This window comes from Haloprofundus halobius (assembly GCF_020097835.1).
Lineage (GTDB): Archaea > Halobacteriota > Halobacteria > Halobacteriales > Haloferacaceae > Haloprofundus > Haloprofundus halobius.
This window is the reverse complement of sequence record NZ_CP083666.1, coordinates 1099434-1120620: the sequence shown is the minus strand read 5'-3', so window position 1 is coordinate 1120620 and position 21187 is coordinate 1099434. Positions and strand designations below refer to the sequence as shown.

Genomic DNA, 21187 nt, shown 5'->3' with positions numbered 1-21187 from the left:
TACTCTAACATATGAGTTCAGAATTCCCCGACCCGGACGTGAACGCGGAGGCCGCGAGCGTCCAGACCGCACGCATCGAAGACGAGATGGAGCAGTCGTACATCGACTACGCGATGTCGGTCATCGCCGGACGCGCGCTCCCGGACGTCCGCGACGGACTCAAACCCGTCCACCGCCGCATCCTCTACGCGATGCACGAGGCGGGCGTCACCTCGCGCTCCAGCCATCGAAAGAGCTCCTCCATCGTCGGCGAGACGATGGGTGACTACCATCCCCACGGCGACTCGGCGATCTACGACGCGCTCGCGCGGATGGCACAGGACTTCTCGATGCGCTACCCGCTCGTCGACGGCCAGGGCAACTTCGGCTCCGTCGACGGCGACCCGCCGGCGGCGATGCGGTACACGGAGGCGCGCATGTCCGCCATCGCCGAGGAACTGCTCGCCGACATTGAGAAGGACACCGTCGACTACCGCGCGAACTACGACGACCGCCTGCAGGAGCCCGACGTCCTCCCGTCGGCGTTCCCGAACCTGCTCGTGAACGGATCGTCGGGTATCGCCGTCGGGATGTCCACCAACATCCCGCCGCACAACCTCGGCGAGGTCATCGACGCGACGGTCCACCTCATCGACAACCCCGACTGCACCGTCGAAGACCTCATGGAGTTCGTGAAGGGGCCGGATTTCCCGACGGGCGCGAACATCGTCGGCCGGAACACGGTTCACCAGGCGTACAAGACGGGTCGCGGCCGCATCCGCGTCCGCGCGGAGTTCGAGGTCGAAGACGACGAGCGCATCGTCATCACGGAACTGCCGTTCCAGCAGAACAAGGCGCGGCTCGTCGAGCGCATCGCCGACAACGTCAACGAGGGGAAGATAGAGGGCGTCCGCGACCTGCGCGACGAGTCCGACCGCGACGGGATTCGCGTCGTCGTCGAACTGAAGCGCGACGCCATCCCGGAAGTCGTCAAAAACCAACTGCTCGAACACCACCTCGAAACGACGTTCGGCGTCATCAACCTCGCGCTGGTCGACGGCGAACCAGGGGTTCTCACCCTCAAGGAGACGCTCGAAGAGTACATCAGACACCGCCGCGAGGTCGTGCGTCGCCGCAGCGAGTACGACCTCGAAGAGGCCGAGGACCGCGCGCACATCCTCGAAGGGCGACTGACCGCGCTCGAACACGTCGAGGAGGTCGTCGACCTCATCCGCGACTCCGAGAGCCGCGACGACGCGAAGGAAGCGCTGATGGAAGTCTACGACTTCTCCGAGGCGCAGGTCGACCACATCGTCTCGATGCAACTCGGTTCGCTGACCTCGATGGAGGCCGAGGCCATCGAAGACGAGTACGAGGAGGTGCAGGCGACCATCGCCCGCCTCAACGAGATTCTCGACAACGAGTCCGAACTGCTCGGCGTCATCAAGGACGAGCTCCGCGAGGTGAAAGAGGAGTACGGCGACGAGCGCCGGACGAGCTTCATCGAGGACACCGGCAGCGTCACCCGCGAGGACCTCATCCCGCAGGAGGACATGGTCGTCGTCGTCTCCGAGGGCGACTACATCAAGCGGATGCCCGCCGCCGAGTTCCGCGCGCAGGGCCGCGGCGGGAAGGGTGTCATCGGGACAGACCTCAAGGAGGGAGACCGCGTTTCCTCCGTTTTCTTCGCGAACACCCACGACTACCTGCTCGTCTTCACCACCCACGGGCAGGTCTATCAGCTGAAGACCTACCAGATACCGGAGATGAGCCGGACCGCCCGCGGGAAGTCGGCGGTCAATCTCCTCGACCTCGACGAGAACGAGGAGATCACGGCCGTCGTCAACACCGACGAGATGGACGACGACGAGTTCCTCACGATGGTCACCCGCGACGGCTACGCCAAGCGGACCGCCGTCGACGACTTCGCGAACATCCTCTCGACGGGCATCCGGGCGATTCGCCTCGAAGACGGCGACGAACTCACCGACGTCGAGGTGACGGACGGCGAGCGGGATTTGGTCATCGCCACCGAGGGCGGCATGAGCATCCGCTTCGACGAGGACGAGGTCCGCGCGATGGGCCGCAGCGCCCGCGGTGTCCGCGGCATCCAACTGACCGACGGCGACGTCGTCGCGGGCGTCGCCGCCGTCGACCCGGGCCAACACGACTGGCTCCTGACGGTGACGCAGAACGGCTACGGCAAGCGCAGCGACCTCGAAGACTACCGCAAGCAGTCGAGAAATGGCAAGGGTCTCATCGACATCAAGACCAACGACCGCAACGGGACCGTCTGCGCGATCGACGCCGTCGCCTCCGGCGACCACCTGCTCGTCATGAGCGAGGACGGCCAGATAATGCGCACCCGCGTCGACGACATCTCGAAGTACGGCCGCAACACGATGGGCGTCATCGTGATGGACTTGACCGACGGCGACTACGTCGCCGCCGTCGACGTGATTCCGGCCACGAGCGTCGGTGACGACGTGGAAGCGGTGGCCGACGAGTTAGCGGGCGACGTCGACGACGAGTAGTTCGTCTGCGCGTAGTCGACGAACCGGACGCGGACGACGGGATTTTGGTCCGTCGCCGCGCGTATCTGTTGCTGTAGATCACTCGGCAGCGACGGGTAGGAGCGGTCGGCCGTTCGCGAGACCGTGACCGTCACCGTCTCGCGGTCGGTGAAGCCGACGGGGTAGGCGTACTGCACGGTGACGCTCGTCGCCTGCAGATCGCTGTACCGGTCCTGCCCGAGCACCTCCTGGACCTGCTCGTTCACCGTCCGCTGGTAGCCGACCTGCTGGGCGGTGGCGGCGGTGACGACGCCGACGGAGACGACGAGGGCGATCGCCGCGACTGTGACGACGAGGGTGTTCATCCGGTCGCCGGAAACGTAATCGGCGAGTCCCGAGCGGGTCGGGCGGTAGTCCATCACCCACAGCGTGACGAACATTGCGACGTTGATGGCGAGCACCGTGACGGCGAGGAGCAACAGCGTCCCGACGGCGATGACGGGAGTCGCCCAGGCGATACCGATGCCCACGACGCCCGCGGCGGGGATGAGCGCCGCCGCGATCATCACGCCGATGAGCGATAGTGGTCCCTCGGTGGTGATGCCGAACGTCGCCGCGGCTCCGGCGGCCAGTCCGACGACGACGGCGACGGCGCTCGGCGCGAGTCGGAGGGTGATGAGTTCGATGCTCGCCGGCGCGAGCGTCGCCGGGACGAGAGCGAGTGATTTGAACGTGTACGCCGTGACCGCCGAACCGACCACGCTCACCACGATTCCGAGCACCTGCAGCCAGAGGCCGTCGATGGCCATCCGCCAGTCCTCGGTCGTCGCCCCGACGCCGGTGGTGAGGATGGGACCGACGAACGGCGCGATGACCATCGCGCCGACGACGACGGCCGGCGAGTCGATGAGCAGACCGGCGGTGGCGATGACGGCGCTGAGGAAAATCATCCAGACGAACGAGTACGTGTCACGGCTGAGCGACCGTGCCTTCGCGCGGAGGCTGAACGACGAGAGAGGGGTGAAGTCCTGCGCGTAGCGCTCCTGCAGTTTATCGACGTTCGGCGTCAGGGCGGCCTCCGCGTCGCTGATGACGGTGTAGTTCTCTTCGTGGACTCCCGAATCGTGAAGGCGGGCGAGGATGTCGCGGACACCGTCGGCGGGGATCGGAAACTGGTACATCGCGTGGCTGTCCGCTCCGCCGTCGCTGGTTACAGCGTAGTCGACGTCCAGCTCGGACAGCGTCTCGCTGACTTGCTCTCGTTCGTCCGCCGAGACGAACAGATGAATGACGCGCACGGGAGACGTACAGGAAGTATACGAAAAAGCGCAGACCTTGTACTTCCAAGCCAGTTCCGCTCGACCGCGCAGAGGGACTCGTCGCGCCGTTGTCGGGTGACTCCGCCGCCTACAGAATCGTCTTGCCGAGCGCACTCGCGGCCAGTTCCGTCGCCAGCGCCGCCGTCTCGTTGTGTTCGTCGAGAATGGGATTCACCTCGACGACTTCGAGCGACCGAAGCGCCCCCGACTGGGCGACCGTCTCCAGCGCCGAGTGCGCCTCGCGGTAGCTGACACCGCCGCGGACGGGCGTCCCGACGCCGGGGGCTTCCTTGGGGTCGAGCCAGTCCAAATCGAGGCTCACGTGAACGCCGTCGGTGCCCTCGGTCACCACGTCGAGCGCGTCGTCGACGACGTCGGTGATGCCGCGTTCGTCGATGTCGGACATGCTGAAGGCGGTGAGGTCGCTGTTGCGGATGAGTTCTCGCTCGGCGTCGTCGAGGCTTCGGAGACCGACGAGCGCGACGTTCTCGGGCCGGAGTCCGGGGGCGTTGGCCCACTCCATGCCGCCGAAGTCGGCGACGCCGAGTCCGGCCGCCAGCGGCATCCCGTGGACGTTGCCGCTCGGCGACGTCGTCGGCGTGTTGAGGTCGCCGTGGGCGTCGAACCAGATAGCGCCGATGTCGGCATCGCGTGCGGAGCCGGCCAGCGACCCGATGGCGACGGAGTGGTCGCCGCCGAGAACCAGCGGCGTCACGTCGTCGGCGAGCGCCGCCGCGACGTCGTCGGCGAGGCGGATCGAGACTTCCTCGGTCTCGCGGAGGAACTTCGCGTGCCCTTCGGACGGTTGGTTCGCCTCCGGGTCGCGTTCTTCGGCGCGGGGAACCGGTAGGTCGCCCGCGTCCTCGGGGACGACGCCCGCGTTCACCAGTTGCTCGGCGAGTCCGGCGTAGCGAATCGCCGACGGTCCCATGTCGACGCCGCGTCGGTTCGCCCCGTAGTCGGTCGGTGCTCCGATAATTCGGACCGTACGAGTCATACCCGAACGTTCGTGACCGAACGGGTAGTGATTCCGATTCACGGTTGTCGTGACGAGGAGGCGACCAGAACGTTTCGTCGAATGCGATAGTCCGCCACGCTCAAGGCGAATACGCGTGTCGATGGGGTAGATGCGGCTCATCAAGCTCCTCGTGAGCGAGGACACCAAACAGAGCGTCGTCGACGTTCTGGAGGCCGAGAACATCGACTTCGTCGTCACGAAGGACGCGACGGAGCACAAAAACGACGTTCTCGTGGAGTTCCCGCTGCCGACGCAGGCGGTCGGCTACGTCATCGACGAACTCCGCGACGCGGGCGTCAACGACAAGAAGTACACCGTCATCGCCAGCGCCGAAACGGCGAAAACCCGCAACTACCACGAACTCGAAGAGCGGTTCGTCGCCGGCGTCGAAGAGGACGACGCCGTCGCGCGCGAGGAGATTCGCGCGAAGGCGCTCGACATGCACCGGAGCAACCTCACGTACTACTCGATGACGATGTTCAGCGCCATCGTCGCGGCGGCGGGCCTACTCATGGACTCGCCGGCCGTCGTCGTCGGGGCGATGGTCATCGCGCCGCAGGTCGGGTCGGCGCTCATCGCGGGCGTCGGCATCTCGCTGAACGACCGCCGCATGATTCGTATCGGGTTCGCCCAGCAGTTCTTCGGCTTCGGCGCGGCGATTCTCGGCGCGTTCGTGCTCGGACTGCTCCTGCAGTCCGGTCAGATAGTCACCTCGGTCCTCGACGTCTCGACGGTCAGTCAGATAAGTAAGCGAATCTCTCCCGGACTGCTCTCGCTTCTCGTCGGCCTCTGTGCGGGGGCCGCCGGCGCGTTCGGTCTCGCGACGGCACTACCCGTCTCGCTCGTCGGCGTCATGATCGCCGCGGCGCTCATTCCGGCGGCGGCGGCTATCGGTATCGGGTTGGCGTGGGGACTGCCGAGCGTCTACCTCGGCGCGGGCGTCCTCCTCGTCGCCAACGCGGTGGCGGTCAACGTCTCGGCGTTTCTCGTGCTCTGGTACTTCGGCTACCGCCCCGACTCGTGGACCGAGAACACCCGCGAGGTCAACAACGGCGAGTCCACTACCGAACCGAACGACCGCTCGCAGTATCTGGGGGCCGCGGTCGCACTAGTGCTTCTCGGGAGTATCTTCGTCGGTGCGGGCGGGCTACTCGTCGGCCAGATCGGGTTCGACAACGACGTGAACACCGCCGTCGAGCAGGTGATGGCGGACGACCAGTACAGCGACCTCGAACTCACGTCGATGCAGACCGAGGTGGGGATGTCTCGCTACTTCGGGCAGACGCCGGAGGTGACTGTCGTCGTGATGCGGCCGGCCGACGAGTCGTATCCGGACCTCGCGGAGACGCTCCGCGAACAAATTCGACGGGAGACGGGGCGTAACGTCGCCGTCTCCGTCGAGTTCCGAGAGGGTCAGCGCGTCGGAAACTCGCTGGGTGACCCGACGCGACTCGACGCCCGCGAACCGTCCGCGTCCGATTCGTCAGCCTCCCTTCCGTCGCCCTCCGGCGCGTCCCCCGCTGTCTCCTCGCCCACCCCCACGTCGCTCTCCGTCTAGTCGTCGGCGTCGACGGCGCGTTCACTCGTCGAGATACGGCGCGCAGACGCGGCGAACGCCCTCTTCGAAGTCGATTTTCGGCTCCCAGCCGGTCTCCTCGCGCATCTTCGAGGCGTCGGCCATCGTGTCGTGGACGTAGATTTCGAGGGGGTTCTCGACGTACTTCGGTTCGACGTCGGTTCCGAGCACGTCGTTTATCATCGCCACCATCTCGTTGAAGTCGTAGCTCTCGCCGGTGCCGAGGTTGTAGATACCCTGCAACCGGCGGTCGGCGGCGAGTTCGAGGCCCCGGACGATGTCGTCGACGTGGGTGAAGTCGCGTGTCTGCGAACCGTCGCCGAACAGTTCGGGTCGCTCACCGTTGGCGATCTCGTGGGCGAACTGGGCGACGGTGTTGGCGTACTGTCCTTTGTGTTCCTCCGCGCCGCCGAAGCCCTGGTACACCGAGAAGAATCGCATCCCTGCGAGCGACATCTCGTAGTGGTTGTGGAAGTACTCCGCGTAGCGCTCGCGGGCGAGTTTCGACGCCTCGTAGCCGGTTCGCGCCTCGACGTCCATCGATTCGGGCGACGGGTCAGTTCGACTGCCGTAGATGGAGGAGGTCGACGCGTAGACGACGGTGTTACAGCCGTCCTGTCGGGCCTGGTCGACGGTGTTGACGAACCCTTCGACGTTGACGCGCGCGCCGCGTCGGGGGTTCTCCTCGTGCATCGCGTACGACGAGAGCGCCGCGAGGTGAAACACCGCGTCGACGTCGGTCGGGAGGTCGTCGTCGAGGACGCTCGCTTCGACGAACTTTACGTCGTCGGAGAGGTTCTCGGGCGTTCCGAGATACAGGTCGTCGACGGCCACCACGTCGTTGTCGCCGGCGAGGTGGTTCGCGAGGTTCGATCCGATGAATCCGGCCCCGCCGGTAACGAGAACTCGCTGGTTCTGCATACGTGTACGCGCCAGAGGCGTCGGTAAAGGCCTACCGGTCACTCTCACGCGAAACTGAACGTTCTGCGGCGAAACGGACGACCGAACGTCATCTAACAGACATTCGCGAAAGAGACAGTTACGCTGCTGACAGCATCGCCATAATAATCACTAAAAAACCGGCTATCCGTCGAATTTAAGAACATCAATTGCGAACGTTCGTTTATGTCGTCTATCGAGCTCACCCCGAGTCAGAAACAGATACTCACGGCCCTGATAAACCTATACCGTCAGGCCGAGGACGCAGTAAAGGGCGAGGATATCGCCGAGGAAGTAAACCGAAATCCGGGCACCATCCGTAACCAGATGCAGAGCCTGAAGGCGCTGCAGTTGGTCGAGGGCGTCCCGGGACCGAAAGGCGGCTACAAGCCGACGGCGAACGCCTACGAAGCGCTCGACGTCCAGGAGATGGACGAACCCGCGACGGTCCCGCTGTTCCACGAGGGCGAGCGCGTCGAGAACGCCAACGTCGAGGAGATAGACCTCTCCAGCGTCCACCACCCGGAGCTCTGTCGCGCGGAGATTCACCTGCAGGGGTCGGTCCGCGACTTCCACGAGGGTGACAGCGTCACCGTCGGCCCGACGCCGCTGTCGAAACTCGTCGTCGAGGGAACCGTCGACGGAAAGGACGACACGAGCAACATCCTCATCCTCCGCATCGACGATATGGTCGCCCCCGCGGAGGAGCCAGAACACTAGCTGATTCGGGGAACACAGCATCTCGCGGCTTTTTGCTCTCTCGGAGGCGCTTCGAGTCGTGACTTCGCCGACGCGGCCGCCCGAGGCGGCCGTCGCCTACATGTCGTCCCAGGCGGTGACGGCGCGCTTGGCCGACGAGATGTCGGCGATCCATCGCGTCGCGACCGCTTTCTTGAGGAACTTCGCGCCGGGGCCGCCGAACGTCTGCATGGGTACACCCTGGACGCCGTGGGCGACGGCCATCTCGCCGACGGAGACGAGCGTCCCCTTGTCCTTGTGCGTCCACGTCTTCAACGGCTGACCGCGAATCGTGCGGGCGAGGTTCTCGCCGGCGACTTCGGCCGCCTGCCACGCCGACTGCGCAGTCGGCGGGGCGACGTTGTCGTTGCCCTGGTCGACGAGCGCCGAGTCGCCGATGGCGAAGACGCGTTCGTCGCTCGTCGAGAAGTCCGACCCCGCGAAGATGCGGTTCGAACGCTCGTCTTTGTCTATCTTCGCCTCGGCGACTTCCTTCTGGCCGGTGATGCCGCCGGTCCAGATGAACACGTCGTAGTCGAGTTCGGTCTCGTCGCCGACGTAGATGGCTTCCTCGTCGACCTTCGAGATGAACTCGCCGGTCATGACCTCGATGTCCTGGATGTCGAGGCGTTTGCGGAGCGCACCCTGCAGTTCGGGGTCGTTACCGGGAAACACCTCGTCGAGTCCTTCGACGATTTTGATGTCGATGGGCGCGCGGTGCTTGTCGCGGAACTCGGCGATTTCGCCCGCCGCCTGGATGCCGGAGAGACCAGCGCCACCGACGATGACCTGTGCGGGTTCGCTGCGCGAGGCGTCCTCGGCGGCGGCCTTCACTTCTTCGTGAATCTCGCGGGCGTCGTCGAGGCTCTTGAGCGTGAGTGAGAACTCTTCGAGTCCCTCGATGCCGTAGAAGGCGGTGTCGCTGCCGAGCGCCACGAGCAGGTAGTCGTACTCGACGCTCCGGTCGTCGTCGAGTTCGACGACGCGTTCGTCGATGTCGACGTTCTCGACGTGGCCCTTCACGAAGTTCGTCTCGGGCGATTTGATGTCGTCGATGGGGACGGCGACTTTCGACTCGACGCTCGGGTCGCGGATGACCCGGTGGACCTCGTGGAGGACGAGGTGGTAGTCGCGCTCCGAAATCCACGTGAGTTCGGCTTCGCTGTCTTCAATCTCGTCTTCGAACGCTTTCACCGCGCCGGCACCGGCGTACCCGGCACCGAGAACGACGACCTTCTGAGTCATGCGTCAATTTGTGATGCCATGAGATAAAGGGGCTTTGGAACGAGAACGGTCCCGTAGGCCGCGAGAACGCCCGAATCTGGGTTACGTCCCGATTCCGTGACGGCCGGGGCGGCCGAGACAGGACGAAGATGGGCTACAAGGAGAGGCCGGCGTGCCACCGGTCGACACCCGCCTCGCGTTTGACCTCGTCCATTCGTGCGAGCAGCGAAACGGCGAGACTCGCCGTTTCCGCCGCGCGCGACTCGCCCTCGGTCCGGAACTCGCCGGTGATGCGGTTCGCGTAAACCGAACAGACCGCGCCCGCGCGGAGACCGTAGACGTTCGCGATGGTCAGAAGCGCGCTCGCCTCCATCTCGATGTTCTTCACGTTCGCCTCTTGTAACTCCTCGACGAGCGACTCGCTGCCCGCGGCGCGAAAGCCTTCGAATCCGGGGCGGCCCTGCCCGGCGTAGAAGCTGTCGGCGCTCATCGTGAGGCCGACGTGATAGTCGTGGCCGAGTCGCTCGGCGGCGGCGACGAGCGCGGAGACGACCTCGTGGTCGGCGACGGCCGGGTAGTCCTCGCAGACGTACTCGGCGCTGGTGCCCTCCTGTCGCACCGCACCGGAGGTGATGACGAGGTCGCCGACGTCCATCTCGGGTTGAATCGCGCCGCAGGAGCCGACACGGATGTACGTCTCGACGCCGACGCGCGCGAGTTCCTCGATAGCGATGGCGGCGGAGGGGCTGCCGATACCCGTCGACGTGACGGAGATGGGTGCGCCGTCGTACGTTCCGGTCGCCGTGCGGTACTCGCGGTGGGAGGCGACCTCCTCGTGCTCGTCCCACAGCGCGGTTATCTTGTCCACCCGCTCGGGATTACCTGGGAGCAACACGGCGTCGGCGACGTCGCCCTCGGCGACTTCGATGTGGTACTGCACCTCGTCGTTGGGATCCTCGCTGGCGTCGGTGTCAGTCATACCCGCTCTGGGAGACGACGCGACAAATAAACCGGTGGTGTGTGGGACTCCTCTCGGTGTCGGGTGATGCGTTCGCTCTGTGGATAAAAACGCCCGCGACGGCTCACCGACGTCCGTGGACGGCGTCGGCGACGCGCGCTGGTGGGATGACAGACGATAGTATAGTATCGCTACGCGGGCGTGTCCCTTGTTACCTGATTCCAGTATAAATCATTCGATTGATACAGTATACTGCGCCAAAAAAGAAACACGGGCGCGTCAGTTACTCGTCGGCGCGACCGGCAGCGTCCGAGAGCGTTCCCTCGGAGATAGTGTTCGGAAGGAGTTCCCCGAGGGTGTACTCGTTCGTCTCCTCGCCGCCCTCGTCGCAGACGACGACGAACGACTCGTCGCAGAACTCCGAGAGCGTCTGGCGACACATGCCGCAGGGTGTGACGCCGTCGCGGACGCCCGAGGAGACGGCGATGCGGTCGAACTCACGGTAGCCGTTCTTCACCGCCTCGGCGATAGCGACCTCCTCGGCGTGGAGGCTGTTGCTGTAGTTGGCGTTCTCGATGTTGCACCCGACGAACACCGTGCCGTCGGCAGTTCGGAGCGCGGCACCGACGCGGTACTCGGAGTACGGAACGTGGGCGTTCGAGAGCACCGCACGCGCCTTCTCGACGAGTTCGTCGACCATGGGGTTTCGACGACGCACGCGGGAGGTATAACCGCTCCGCCACGGGCTGTCGGGTTCCGGCGCCGGACTTGACGCCGTCTCGGCCGCAGTAAGAAAGAGTCTATAGTCGACGCCCCCGAGTTCGGTTGTGAACGAATTCGACGTGAACGGATCCGACCGCGGCCGCCGCATCCTCCTCGGCGTCGGTGGCGTCGTCGTCCTCGTCGCGGCACTCATCGGCCTGTTCGTCGGCGAGAACAGCGCGGGCGCCTCGATCGACTTTCTCGGCGTTGCGACGCTACCGGTGAGTCCGGTACCGATGGCGCTCTACGGCGCGATTCTGGCGACGGTAGCGCTCGGCGCGTTGTTCGGCGCCGTCGAGTTCGTCTCCCGGTTGGAGGACCGTGACCGACTGTAGTCGAAGCGTCGAACGGAGCGCGGCCCTTTTCAAGGCCGGTCACGGAGTTTCGGTATGGCCGCTTCGACGAGCGACTCCGACTCACCGGAGTCGACGCCGACACCGGAGGAGAACACACCACTAGCGGAGGAGAGCGGGCGAAACCGGAAACGGGCCGCCCTCGCCGTCGCACCGTTTCTCGCTCTTGGGCTCTTCGACGTGGTGCTGTTGCTGTTCTGGGGCATCGAACCGCTGTGGGCGTTCGCCATCCTCCCGCCCATCCTCTTCTGTTCGGTGCTGGCGTGGATCGTCTTCAGCACCGACTTCCTCGACGACCGGACCTGAGAGCCGGGGGCGCCCCACTTACTGTCGTCCGGTGTCGTACTTGTACGTCGCCGACTCCGGGTCGATACCGAAGTCCTCAGGTCGCTCTTCGGGCTCCGAGTCGGGTTCCGCCTCCGGCGCGGCCTCCTTGAACGCCTCCCGGGCTTCGGTCGGCATCTCGAACGCCTCGACGTCCACCGAGAGCGCAACCGCGTCGGGCATCACCCCACTGCGCTTCGCGTCGAGTCGCTCGCGGACCGCCGGCCGGAGGTCCTCCGAGTCGACCGATTCGAAGCCGAACCGAACGAGGTAGCCCGGTTCGTCCGTGAAGCAGTACACTTCCTCGAACCCCTCGTCGCCGGCGGTCTTCACGAGTCGCTCGACGACGTGCGCGCCGACGCCCTGTCCGCGCCACTCCGGCAACACGCCGATACCGGTCAGCTCACAGAAGTCGCCCTCGTCGTGCTTGTGGATCCGGATGCGTCCGAACCCGGCGCGACTGTTCGACGCCTCGTCGACGGCGATGACGTAATCGCGGGAGCGAAACGCGACGTCGTCGAGTCTCATCGCCTCGATGTGGTCGAGCAACCAGACCTCGTCCCGGTTCTTGGCGTCTCGCACGTACATGATAGCCGATAGTCACCGAGCGGACAAAAGAATTTACGCAGCGTTCACGCGCCGCGACGGACCGCACTCACATGTCGCGGACGACGACCTGCGAGTTGGTGACCTCGCGAACGTCCGACTCCGAGAGGGTGTACGTGTCGTCGTCGACGTCGCCCCAGTCGAGTTCAGCCTTCAATCGGTCGGTGAGACTCGGCGAGGGGTCGACGTGGATGACGCCGCCCTCGACTTTCGCGACGATGCCGACCTCGCGGCCGCTCTCGTCGACGATGTCTTTCCCCTGGTCGTTCTGGTCGAGATGTGTCTCGGCCGCACCTTCGTCCGGTTGCTCTTCGGTCGATTCGGTCGATTCGGTCGCCTCGCTGGTGAACGGTTCGTTACTGTCCTCTGACTCGGTCGCCCCGCTGCCGAACGGTTCGGCCTCCTCGGTTCCGGTCGTGTCCGCTCGCTCGACCGATTCGGAGCGGTTCTCCTCGGCGGCCGCCGTCCCTTCGGTCTCCGTCGGCGCTGTGGTCCCTTCGCCTCGTTCGGGTTGACCAGTTGTCTCGGTCGCCTCGGACATCTCCGTCTCGGCGGTCACCGTCATCTCGTCGATTTCGGCGGCCTCCATCCCCTCGTACTCGCGGTCGACGATTTCATGCTCGATAATCTGGCTCTCGATGACGTTCGTGTCGAGCAGTTCCGTCTCCGAGAGGGTGTAGATGCCGCGTTTGCGCTCCTCGACTTCCTCCTCGACGAGAGTGCGCTGGAACAGTTCGCTCTCGACGACGTCGCCTTCGATGACCTGACTCTCGACGACACCCGCCTCGACGATCTCGCTGCCGACGGCCTCGGCCTCGACGATGTCGCTCTCGACGATGGTCTCCTCGACGCCTCGGACGTCGATGTCGGCCTCCATCGTGTCGCTCTCGACGGTGTCGGTCTCCTCCAGTTCGGTGTCGACGACGCGGCTGTGGACCGTCATCCGTTCGAGGACCTCGTTGGTGTTCGACCACACCTCTTCGATGACCGCCTCGATGCGACCCTGGTCGAGAAACGACGCCTCGATGAGTTCGCGGCTGACGAGTTCGCGGTCGACGGTCGTCTCGCCGATGGTCTCGGTGTCGACGACTTCGCTCTCGATGGTGTCGCGTTCGACGATGGTCCGTTCGACGACTTTCGTCTCGGTGACCTCCGTCGTCACCGTCTCGCCCTCCATCAGCGCGCTTTCGACCTCCTCGTTATCGAGAGCGGCCCGTTCGGCGACATCGGAGCGCGCGACGAACTGCCACGGTTCGGCGTCGCCTCCCATCTCCTCGTCGGTGTAGGCGAACGCAACGTTCTCCGATTCGAACGTCTCGAAGAACTCGTCCCAGTCGCGTCGGTCGTGCGTGTCGTCTACCTCGGTCTCGCGGACGAACCGGTAGTTCATCTCCCCGGTGTCCCGCTCCTCGTAGATGGGAACGTACCCGCGTTCGTCGGCCCACTCTCGGATTCGGTCTCGGCTCGTCGTGACGTTTCGCTCACGTGTAGTTGGGTCGTCAGACATCTGTCTCCACTACGCGTGTATCCCACGGGATAGCACTTAACAGATTGGTGAGACGTGTTCGCGAAGTCGAATTTTCGGTGTTCACTATAGTAACGAAAGAGCGTGTTAACGCGCAACTCTAGCCTTCTTCCGATGGGAGAGTCGTCGTGTCTTACTTGACAGAGTTCGTATATTTGTGGTCACTCCGGCCGCCGAAGGTCCTTCACAGACGATAGTGAGCAAGCTACTTCACGTCGGCAGTAAAAGTGGCGAGCGATGAACACAGTTCCCGACAGCGACGAAGTGGTCCACGAACCGACCGAGGCGTTCGTCGAGTCCACCAACGTCCACGCGTTCATGCAGGAGTACGGAATCGAGGATTACGAGGAACTCATCGCTCGGACGTGTGGCGACATCGATGGCGAGGACGCCTCGGGCGTCGACTGGTTCTGGGACCTGCTGCCCGACTATCTGGATATCGAGTTCTACGCCGACTACGACACCGTCCGCGACGACAGCGACGGCCCGCAGTTCTCACGGTGGTATCCCGGCGGTACCATCAACATCGCGCACAACACGCTCGACAGACACGCCGCCGTCGACTCCGGCACGCGGAACAAGGTCGCCTGTATCTGGGAGGGCGAACCCGGCGATGTCCGCGAGGTCACCTACCACGAACTCCACCGGCAGGCCAACCGCGTCGCCAACGTCCTCGAAGCACGCGGCATCGAGACGGGCGACACGGTGGGACTGTACATGCCGATGGTTCCGGAAGTCATTTCGATTCTCTACGGTTGTTTCAAAGTCGGAGCTGTCGCAGTGCCCATCTTCTCCGGGTTCGGCGTGGACGCGACGGCGACGCGAATCGAAGACAGCGAGTGCTCGGTGTTGTTTACGGGTGACGGCTTCTACCGCCGCGGCGGCGAGGTGACGCTCAAAGACGCCGCCGACGAGGCCATCGCGCAGGCGGGCCACGTCGAACACACCATCGTCTACGAGCGCCTCGGCTCCGAAATCGAGTGGGACGACGAGCGCGACGAGTGGTGGCACGAAACGGTAGGAGTCGCTGACGACGAGTACGAAACGAAGGAACTGCCGAGCGAGCAGGAGTCGATGCTCCTCTATTCGTCGGGAACGACGGGTAAGCCGAAGGGCATCGTTCACACGCAGGCGGGCGTGTTGATGCAGGCTGCCAAGGAGATTTACTTCGGTTTCGACCACGAGCCGTCGGACCGCTTCTTCTGGGTCTCCGACATCGGGTGGATGATGGGCCCGTGGACGCTCATCGGCAACCACGCCCACGGGGGAACGGTGTTTATGTACGAGGGCGCACCGGACCACCCCGAACCCGACCGCTTCTGGGAGATGATTGACCGCCACGAGCTCTCGGTGTTCGGTATCTCGCCGACCGCCATCCGCGCACTTCGGAAATACGGTGACGACTGGCTGGACGGGTACGACCTCTCCTCGCTTCGACTCTTGGGGTCGACCGGCGAACCGTGGGATTCAGAGTCCTGGATGTGGTTCTACGAGAACGTCGGCGGCGGCGAGGCACCCATCATGAACATCTCCGGGGGAACCGAAATCTGTGGCTGTTTCCTCATGCCGATGCCGATTCAGTCGCTGAAACCCTGCACGCTGGGCGGTCCCGGACTGGGGATGGACGTCGACATCGTCGACGCGACGGGTGAGAGCATCGCCGACACCCACGAGCGCGGCTACCTCGTCGCCCGCGACTCCTGCCCGTCGATGACCAAGAGCCTCTGGGACGGCGACGAGCGCTATCTCCAGGAGTACTGGTCGCGCTTCGACGACATGTGGAACCACGGCGACTGGGCGCAGAAAGACGAGGACGGGTTCTGGTTCCTCCACGGCCGCGCCGACGACGTGCTCAACGTCGCGGGGCGGAAAGTCGGCCCCGCCGAGGTCGAGGGCGCGCTCATCGACCACGACGCGGTGAACCAGGCCGCCGCCGTCGGCGTCTCAGACGAGACGAAAGGCACCGCCGTCGTCGCCTACGTCGTGCTCGAAGACGGTGTGACGGCCGACGACGACCTGCGCGCGGAGTTGCGGGAAGTGGTCGGCGAAGAGTTGGGCAAGCCGTTCCGCCCGCGCGAGGTGCTGTTCGTCGACGAGTTCCCGAAGACCCAAAGTGGGAAGATCATTCGCCGCGCCATCGCGTCGGTGTACGAGGGTGAGGAACTCGGCGACATGAGCAGCATCGAAAATCCGGAGGCGTTGGAGAAGGTGAAGGCGGCGAAGTGAGGAATCGAAGAGAGATACGGGGAGTCTAGCTCCCTACTCCCGCCCGCGAAGGTCCCACGCGACAGCCACGCTCGTGACTCCGACAAGCACGAACAACCCCCGCCAGACGAGGACGTTCTCCGAAAGGCCCCAACTGTAGCTCCGCCCCGCCACGGCGTACACCTCGCCCTCGTGGGCGATGGGGTCGCCGCGCTCGAACTCGGGGATTCGGTGGTCGACGACCGTGACCGAGCCGGTTTCTACGGCCCGACGAACCTCGGGCGACGTCTCGTTACTCGGAACCGCGATGTGGTCGAGCGCCTCCATCGTCGAGAGTTCGCGGTGGGTCAGCATCGTCCGCTCGCCGTCCTGTCTCACCTCCGGAGCGTAGAACTGTCCATCGATTGCGACGAGGTTGTATCTCGCCCACCGCTGCTGTGTCGGGTCCAAGTGCGCCTCTTCGCGCTCTGCAACTGAGTGATTGTATTCGATCGAACCCCGTTCGGCCACCTCGCGTTCGAGCGCGCAAGCCCGCTCGGTCCCGCACGTGAGCGTCTGTTCAGAGAACGCGACCACGGACTCCGCGCGAGACTCGTTCTCTACCGGTTCGACTTCGTAGGTCACGACGGGTTCGGTGCCGTCGAGGTTGTTCGGATAGAGGTACACGGGATTCAACAGCAGTCCGATTCCGAAAAGGAGGAGGAGCGTCGTCTTCGTGCTCTCGGAGACCATCGGTTCAGGCGTTTCAGCCGTCAGTAAAAGAAAATTGTCATCAGAAGCCAATTATCTCGGAGCGTTCGACAGACGAGCGGAATCACCGCTCAGTCCGCGTCGCACCCCGTCCGACTCTCGGTGTCGCGGCCGCCGTCGGTCAACACCGTCGACGACTCGCCGGTCGGAAGCCGCGCCACGAGTTCCGGAAGCCGACCTTCGAGTTCCTCGGAACCGAGAACCGCGAATCCGGCGAAGATGACGCCGAATCCGGCGATAGTAGAGAGCGAGATCGACTCGCCGAGGAGTGCCCAGCCGCCGAGCGTCGCGACGACGGGGCTGACGTAGAAGACGAGACTCGCCCGAATCGCGCCCACGTCGTCGAGCAGGCCGAAGTAGGCGATGTAGGCGGCCGCGCCCGCGAGGACGCCGACGTAGCCGAGCGCGACGAACGCCGCGGGTGACCACGAGACGGCCGAGAGCGACTCGCCCGCACCGAGGCTCATCCCGTGGACCATGAGCGCGCTCACGGGGAGCGCCCACGCGGTCCGAACGGTACTCGAAAGCGAGCCGTCGGCGCGACGAATGAGCACGCTGCCGAGAGCCGCGCTCACGGCACCGCCGAGGATGACGGCCTTGCCGACGACGCCGCCGCCGAGGAGATTCTGGGGGTCGACGCCGACGACGAGCGCCACGCCGAGGAGGCCGACGAGCACGCCGACGACGCCGCGTCGCGAGAGTCGCTCGTCGGAGAGGAGGAAGGCGGCGAGAAGCGGCGTGAAGATGGGCGAGAGGCTGAAGATGATGGAGCCAACAGCACTAGAAACGTACTGCTGGCCGACGAACAAGAGACCGTTGGCGAGGCCGATGGCGAGCACACCGGTGGCGAGAATGCCCGCGACGTCGCCGCGCGTCGAGGGAAAGAGGTCCTCGCGGGTCGTCGTGAGCGCCACGTAGCCGAGAAGCACCGCCGCGGCGACATCGAAACGGAGTGCGACGAACAACAGCGGCGGAAAGTACGAGAGGCCGGCTTTAGCGGCGACGAACACGCCGCCGAAGAAGATACTGGCGAGCGCGAAGAACACGAGCGAGCGTTTGGCGACCACTACGGGGACACCTCCGTCGTCGCCATGGGCGCCGCGACCCGGCCGACCAGTAAAGTGAAGCGAATCGTCATCGACTGTAGAAAGGGATGCGGGGCTTAAACATATATTCAGTAAATTTTTCATAGCAAGAAAACCGGGTGCCGTTCACCGTTTTTTCAGACAATGAAATACATTCACGGTGCGAAAACCACTTGTGGGAGTCGGTCGAAGACGGCCCATGGAATCGGCGCTCGAAGACATCGAGTTTCTCGCGCTCTCGGCGAACCGGGTCGAGGTGTTGGACGCGGTGGCCGAAGTGTCGCACACGCGCCGCGAGCTCCAGGAGCGAACCGGCGCGTCACAGCCGACGCTCGGTCGTATCCTCCGCGATTTCGAGGACCGAAACTGGGTCAGACAGACGGACCGGGAGTACGCGGCGACGCCGACCGGACGGTTAGTCGCGGCCGGGTTCTCGAATCTCCGCGAGATCGTCGAGACCGAGCAGCGACTCCGTCAGGTGGCGAACTGGCTGCCGACCGAGTCGATGACGTTCGACCTCCGACAGCTCAGGGACGCGACCATCACGACCCCGACGCAGACGCGTCCGAACGCGCCAGTCCAGCGCGTACTCGGACTCCTGCGGGATGCCGAGCGAGTCGAAATCGTCTCGCACGCGTTCAACGAGCAGAGCATGAACGTGGTTCGGCGTCGCGTCGCCGAGGAACAACAGACGTTCGAGGGCGTCTTCTCGGCGAGCGCCATCGACGCCATCGCCGACGACTCGGCGCTCCGCGAGCGCCTTCTCGAACTGGTCGACCTCCCCGGCGCGGAACTCCGTATCGTCGACGACGACGTGCCCGTCGCGCTGACCGCCGCCGACGACGTGGTCCACCTGTTTCTCCGTGACGGCGACGGACTGCTGCAGGCCTCGGTCGACACCGACGACGACACCGTGCTGGCGTGGGCCCACGACGTTCACGACCGATACTGGAACGACGCCCGGCCGCTGGACGCCGCCGACCTCGCCGACTGACCTCACGTTTTGTACTCGCCGACGACCGTCTCGCGCATCGCCCGCACCGTCTCCAGATACTCGTCGACGGAGCGTTTTTTATCCTTCGCCGCGCGAATCTCGGCCTGTTTTTCGAGGTTCGAGAGCAGGTCGACGACGAGCATCGCCGTCAGTTTCGCGGGGATGACGTACGCCATCTCCTCGTCGACGACCTCGAAGTCACGGGCGTGGACCGCGCCGGAGAAGCCGCCGACGTAGGGGTGGATTCCGGGGAGAATCTGCGTCACGTCGCCCATGTCGGTCGACCCGGTGAGATGCGGTTTGCCGGGCGTGAGCGCCTCCTCGCCCAGCAACTCCGCGACGTTGGCGTCGTACGTCGACACCATCGTCTCGTCCGTCCGCAGCGGCATGTAGCCCGGGTAGTCCTCGATTTCGACGTTCGCGCCGACGGCCATCGCACCGGATTCGAGCGCGCGGTTCGTCTTCTCGTTGGCGTCGGTGACGGCTTCGATAGTGCTCGCGCGGACGTACGACTCCATCTGCACGTCGCTCGGGACGACGTTGACGCCGTCGCCGCCGTTGGTGACGATGGGGTGGACGCGGACGTGGTCGTCGTCGGCGAACGTCTCCCGGTTCGCGTGGACGGCGTTCATCCCGAGCATCGCCGCGTTGAGCGCGTTGACACCCTCCTCGGGGGCGGCACCGGCGTGGGACTCCTTGCCCTCGTAGGTGACGAACTTGCCGACGAACCCGTTCGAGGAGAAGTCGCTCGTGACGACGCGCTCGGGCGTGTCGCTCCCGGCGTGAATCATCATCGCGCAGTCCACGTCGTCGAGGTGGCCGCGGCGGATGAGTTCCTGCTTGCCGCCGAGGAACTCCACGTCGCCGCTCTCGACCAGTTTCCGGCGGTAGCCCAGGTCGAGATACTCCTCGGCGGGGACGGCGATGAAGTCGATAGCACCGTCGAGGTCGTCTGTGACGCCCGCGGCGGTGAGGCCGTACGCCGCGCCGACGAGATTCGCCAGTTGCGCGTGGTGGCCGCAGGCGTGACACGCGCCCGTTTCGGGGTTCGCCTTCGGGTGCGCGGGGTTGACGAGCGCGTCGAGTTCGCCGAGAACGGCGACGACGAACTCGTTTGCTCCGTCGTCGGGGCCGCCGGTACCATCGGCCCCGAACCGAGCTTTCGCTCCGGTGACGGCGATGTTCTCCTCGACGCCGAGACCCATTCCTTCGAGTTCGGCGACGACTTTTCTCGTGGTCTCCGTCTCTTTGAACCCGAGTTCCGGTTCGGCTTCGACGTCTTTCGCGAAGGCGACGATGTCGTCGGCGTGTTCGTCGATGGCTTCGACGGCCCGGCGCTTGCGGTCGGCTACGTCGGTCATGCTCGGAGATTTCGCCCGGCGAACGTAGCGCTTTGGTGTCCGGCAGTCCGTGCGGACGGGATTCTACAGTACCGTGTCGGCGTCGACGACGGACGAGGCGTCCGCCGTCTCGTCGTCGGTGACGACGGCGAGGGTGGCCATCTCGTCGGTCTTCGACCCGAGGACGGCCGTTCCGCCGACGAGAAGCGGGGCGACGACGCCCGCGACGACGACGCCGGGATGTGAGAGCGAACCGGCAACGGCGACTCTCGAGGTGGCACTCAGGTCGTAGTCGTCGACGACGCGCTCGGCGAGCGTCAGCAGTTGCTCGTGGCTGTACGTCGTCTCGTGGGTGACAAGCGCCGGTGTGGATGGTTCTATCTCGTACGGCGGAATCGCCGGGTTCTCGCTCCACACATCGGACTCCCAGTACGTCGTGTCGGGACGGGTCGGGCAGTCGCCGTAAACGACGAGTTTCGTCCCCGGCGAGGGGTCGAACTCGGCTTCCCGGTCGGCGGTGGCGACGACGAGGCGCGCCTCATCGTCGTCGCGAATCTCGAATCGGACGGGCGACCCGAGTAGCGTTGCGCCGAAGAAACTGAGAAGCGACTCCGGCGACCCGATGGGTTCGATCTCGACGCCGCGCCCGCCCGCGACGCCGAGGTGTCGAAACACGTTGCCGGCTTTCCACGCCGTCGTACAGAAGTCGTGGTAACTCATCGTCCGCCCCGCCGACGGGTGATGGACCGCCGAGCGGTCGGTTCGCCGGTCGCGTCCGACAATCTCCCCGAGAACGTTCACGAACGGGATACGGAAGCGTGAGAGAAAAACACACCGAGGCGTCGAGTACGGGACCACACGTCCGAAGACCAACGACGAAACAGACTGAGTTATCATCGTGAGACGTGGTGCGACTGATGGTACGTTCTGCACGGCCGATGGTAACATTCCCGCCGTATCTCAACTTATCATGAATTAG

The 21187-nt window shown here is 64.9% G+C and carries 19 protein-coding genes; 7 read left to right on the top strand and 12 right to left on the bottom strand.

What is annotated here, in order from left to right; translation table 11 throughout:
- The first annotated feature begins 11 nt into the window (after positions 1-11).
- On the top strand, positions 12-2513 hold the full coding sequence (gyrA, locus tag LAQ74_RS05905) for a DNA gyrase subunit A (protein ID WP_224336021.1): 2502 nt from the start codon (positions 12-14) through the stop codon (positions 2511-2513).
- Here the strand turns inward: gyrA and LAQ74_RS05900 are convergent.
- Positions 2417-3790 carry a DUF389 domain-containing protein gene (locus LAQ74_RS05900; protein WP_224336019.1) on the bottom strand — a complete coding sequence of 458 codons (1374 nt, stop codon included), beginning with the start codon at positions 3788-3790 and terminating at the stop codon, positions 2417-2419. The two genes, gyrA and LAQ74_RS05900, sit on opposite strands and share 97 nt — an antisense overlap.
- Before the next feature lie 109 nt (positions 3791-3899).
- The gene (gene rocF, locus LAQ74_RS05895; protein ID WP_224336017.1) at positions 3900-4808 is read right to left on the bottom strand and encodes an arginase; all 909 of its coding nucleotides are present in this window, start codon (positions 4806-4808) and stop codon (positions 3900-3902) included.
- A gap of 130 nt (positions 4809-4938) precedes the next feature.
- On the opposite strand from rocF, the gene LAQ74_RS05890 reads away from it, so the two are divergent.
- Complete coding sequence (locus tag LAQ74_RS05890) at positions 4939-6387, top strand: TIGR00341 family protein (RefSeq protein ID WP_224336015.1); 1449 nt, start codon at positions 4939-4941, stop codon at positions 6385-6387.
- A gap of 21 nt (positions 6388-6408) precedes the next feature.
- On the opposite strand, the gene LAQ74_RS05885 is transcribed toward LAQ74_RS05890, so the two are convergent.
- Complete coding sequence (locus tag LAQ74_RS05885; RefSeq protein ID WP_224336013.1) at positions 6409-7326, bottom strand: NAD-dependent epimerase/dehydratase family protein; 918 nt, start codon at positions 7324-7326, stop codon at positions 6409-6411.
- Positions 7327-7530: 204 nt separating this feature from the next.
- Between LAQ74_RS05885 and LAQ74_RS05880 the strand changes: the two genes are divergently transcribed.
- Positions 7531-8064 carry an Rrf2 family transcriptional regulator gene (locus LAQ74_RS05880; RefSeq protein ID WP_224336011.1) on the top strand — a complete coding sequence of 178 codons (534 nt, stop codon included), beginning with the start codon at positions 7531-7533 and terminating at the stop codon, positions 8062-8064.
- A gap of 96 nt (positions 8065-8160) precedes the next feature.
- Here the strand turns inward: LAQ74_RS05880 and LAQ74_RS05875 are convergent, their stop codons facing one another.
- From LAQ74_RS05875 to cdd, 3 genes are all read right to left on the bottom strand, one after another.
- Positions 8161-9327, bottom strand: coding sequence for an NAD(P)/FAD-dependent oxidoreductase (locus tag LAQ74_RS05875; RefSeq protein ID WP_224336008.1), 1167 nt, complete (start codon positions 9325-9327; stop codon positions 8161-8163).
- A gap of 133 nt (positions 9328-9460) precedes the next feature.
- Positions 9461-10285 (bottom strand): nucleoside phosphorylase, encoded by an 825-nt coding sequence (locus LAQ74_RS05870; RefSeq protein ID WP_224336006.1) that lies wholly within the window; start codon positions 10283-10285, stop codon positions 9461-9463.
- A gap of 262 nt (positions 10286-10547) precedes the next feature.
- Positions 10548-10964, bottom strand: a complete 417-nt coding sequence (cdd, locus tag LAQ74_RS05865) for a cytidine deaminase (RefSeq protein ID WP_224336004.1) — start codon at positions 10962-10964, stop codon at positions 10548-10550.
- A gap of 127 nt (positions 10965-11091) precedes the next feature.
- Between cdd and LAQ74_RS05860 the strand changes: the two genes are divergently transcribed.
- A complete protein-coding gene (locus LAQ74_RS05860; protein WP_224336002.1) occupies positions 11092-11361 on the top strand; it encodes a DUF7520 family protein in 270 nt (89 codons plus the stop codon).
- Between the two features lie 54 nt (positions 11362-11415).
- On the top strand, positions 11416-11685 hold the full coding sequence (locus tag LAQ74_RS05855; protein ID WP_224336000.1) for a DUF8142 family protein: 270 nt from the start codon (positions 11416-11418) through the stop codon (positions 11683-11685).
- Between the two features lie 18 nt (positions 11686-11703).
- Here the strand turns inward: LAQ74_RS05855 and LAQ74_RS05850 are convergent, their stop codons facing one another.
- Positions 11704-12291, bottom strand: coding sequence for a GNAT family N-acetyltransferase (locus LAQ74_RS05850; RefSeq protein WP_224335998.1), 588 nt, complete (start codon positions 12289-12291; stop codon positions 11704-11706).
- A gap of 67 nt (positions 12292-12358) precedes the next feature.
- Positions 12359-13816, bottom strand: a complete 1458-nt coding sequence (locus tag LAQ74_RS05845) for a prolipoprotein diacylglyceryl transferase (protein ID WP_224335996.1) — start codon at positions 13814-13816, stop codon at positions 12359-12361.
- 255 nt (positions 13817-14071) lie between these two features.
- On the opposite strand from LAQ74_RS05845, the gene LAQ74_RS05840 reads away from it, so the two are divergent.
- Positions 14072-16060, top strand: a complete 1989-nt coding sequence (locus LAQ74_RS05840; protein ID WP_224335994.1) for an AMP-binding protein — start codon at positions 14072-14074, stop codon at positions 16058-16060.
- A 33-nt stretch (positions 16061-16093) separates the two neighbouring features.
- Here LAQ74_RS05840 and LAQ74_RS05835 read toward each other — a convergent pair whose 3' ends face one another.
- Both LAQ74_RS05835 and LAQ74_RS05830 read right to left on the bottom strand, forming a co-directional pair.
- Complete coding sequence (locus LAQ74_RS05835; RefSeq protein ID WP_224335992.1) at positions 16094-16771, bottom strand: DUF8127 domain-containing protein; 678 nt, start codon at positions 16769-16771, stop codon at positions 16094-16096.
- An 89-nt stretch (positions 16772-16860) separates the two neighbouring features.
- On the bottom strand, positions 16861-17856 hold the full coding sequence (locus tag LAQ74_RS05830) for a DMT family transporter (protein WP_224335990.1): 996 nt from the start codon (positions 17854-17856) through the stop codon (positions 16861-16863).
- A 217-nt stretch (positions 17857-18073) separates the two neighbouring features.
- On the opposite strand from LAQ74_RS05830, the gene LAQ74_RS05825 reads away from it, so the two are divergent.
- On the top strand, positions 18074-18868 hold the full coding sequence (locus LAQ74_RS05825) for a helix-turn-helix transcriptional regulator (RefSeq protein WP_224335988.1): 795 nt from the start codon (positions 18074-18076) through the stop codon (positions 18866-18868).
- Positions 18869-18870: 2 nt separating this feature from the next.
- Here LAQ74_RS05825 and LAQ74_RS05820 read toward each other — a convergent pair whose 3' ends face one another.
- Together LAQ74_RS05820 and LAQ74_RS05815 are read right to left on the bottom strand one after the other, a co-directional pair.
- Positions 18871-20229 (bottom strand): amidohydrolase, encoded by a 1359-nt coding sequence (locus LAQ74_RS05820; RefSeq protein ID WP_224335986.1) that lies wholly within the window; start codon positions 20227-20229, stop codon positions 18871-18873.
- 63 nt (positions 20230-20292) lie between these two features.
- Entirely contained in the window at positions 20293-21009 is a 717-nt protein-coding gene (locus LAQ74_RS05815) for a long-chain fatty acid--CoA ligase (protein ID WP_224335984.1), read from the bottom strand.
- Positions 21010-21187: the final 178 nt, after the last annotated feature.

Excerpts from the sequence above, each read along its gene's own strand:
- LAQ74_RS05855 (WP_224336000.1), top strand. The coding sequence starts at position 11,416 with ATGGCCGCTTCGACGAGCGACTCCGACTCACCGGAGTCGACGCCGACA.
- LAQ74_RS05875 (WP_224336008.1), bottom strand. The coding sequence starts at position 9,327 with ATGACTCAGAAGGTCGTCGTTCTCGGTGCCGGGTACGCCGGTGCCGGC.
- LAQ74_RS05885 (WP_224336013.1), bottom strand. The coding sequence starts at position 7,326 with ATGCAGAACCAGCGAGTTCTCGTTACCGGCGGGGCCGGATTCATCGGA.
- LAQ74_RS05870 (WP_224336006.1), bottom strand. The coding sequence starts at position 10,285 with ATGACTGACACCGACGCCAGCGAGGATCCCAACGACGAGGTGCAGTAC.
- LAQ74_RS05850 (WP_224335998.1), bottom strand. The coding sequence starts at position 12,291 with ATGTACGTGCGAGACGCCAAGAACCGGGACGAGGTCTGGTTGCTCGAC.
- LAQ74_RS05880 (WP_224336011.1), top strand. The coding sequence starts at position 7,531 with ATGTCGTCTATCGAGCTCACCCCGAGTCAGAAACAGATACTCACGGCC.
- LAQ74_RS05820 (WP_224335986.1), bottom strand. The coding sequence starts at position 20,229 with ATGACCGACGTAGCCGACCGCAAGCGCCGGGCCGTCGAAGCCATCGAC.
- LAQ74_RS05840 (WP_224335994.1), top strand. The coding sequence starts at position 14,072 with ATGAACACAGTTCCCGACAGCGACGAAGTGGTCCACGAACCGACCGAG.
- LAQ74_RS05835 (WP_224335992.1), bottom strand. The coding sequence starts at position 16,771 with ATGGTCTCCGAGAGCACGAAGACGACGCTCCTCCTCCTTTTCGGAATC.
- LAQ74_RS05845 (WP_224335996.1), bottom strand. The coding sequence starts at position 13,816 with ATGTCTGACGACCCAACTACACGTGAGCGAAACGTCACGACGAGCCGA.
- LAQ74_RS05890 (WP_224336015.1), top strand. The coding sequence starts at position 4,939 with ATGCGGCTCATCAAGCTCCTCGTGAGCGAGGACACCAAACAGAGCGTC.
- cdd (WP_224336004.1), bottom strand. The coding sequence starts at position 10,964 with ATGGTCGACGAACTCGTCGAGAAGGCGCGTGCGGTGCTCTCGAACGCC.
- rocF (WP_224336017.1), bottom strand. The coding sequence starts at position 4,808 with ATGACTCGTACGGTCCGAATTATCGGAGCACCGACCGACTACGGGGCG.
- LAQ74_RS05825 (WP_224335988.1), top strand. The coding sequence starts at position 18,074 with ATGGAATCGGCGCTCGAAGACATCGAGTTTCTCGCGCTCTCGGCGAAC.
- gyrA (WP_224336021.1), top strand. The coding sequence starts at position 12 with ATGAGTTCAGAATTCCCCGACCCGGACGTGAACGCGGAGGCCGCGAGC.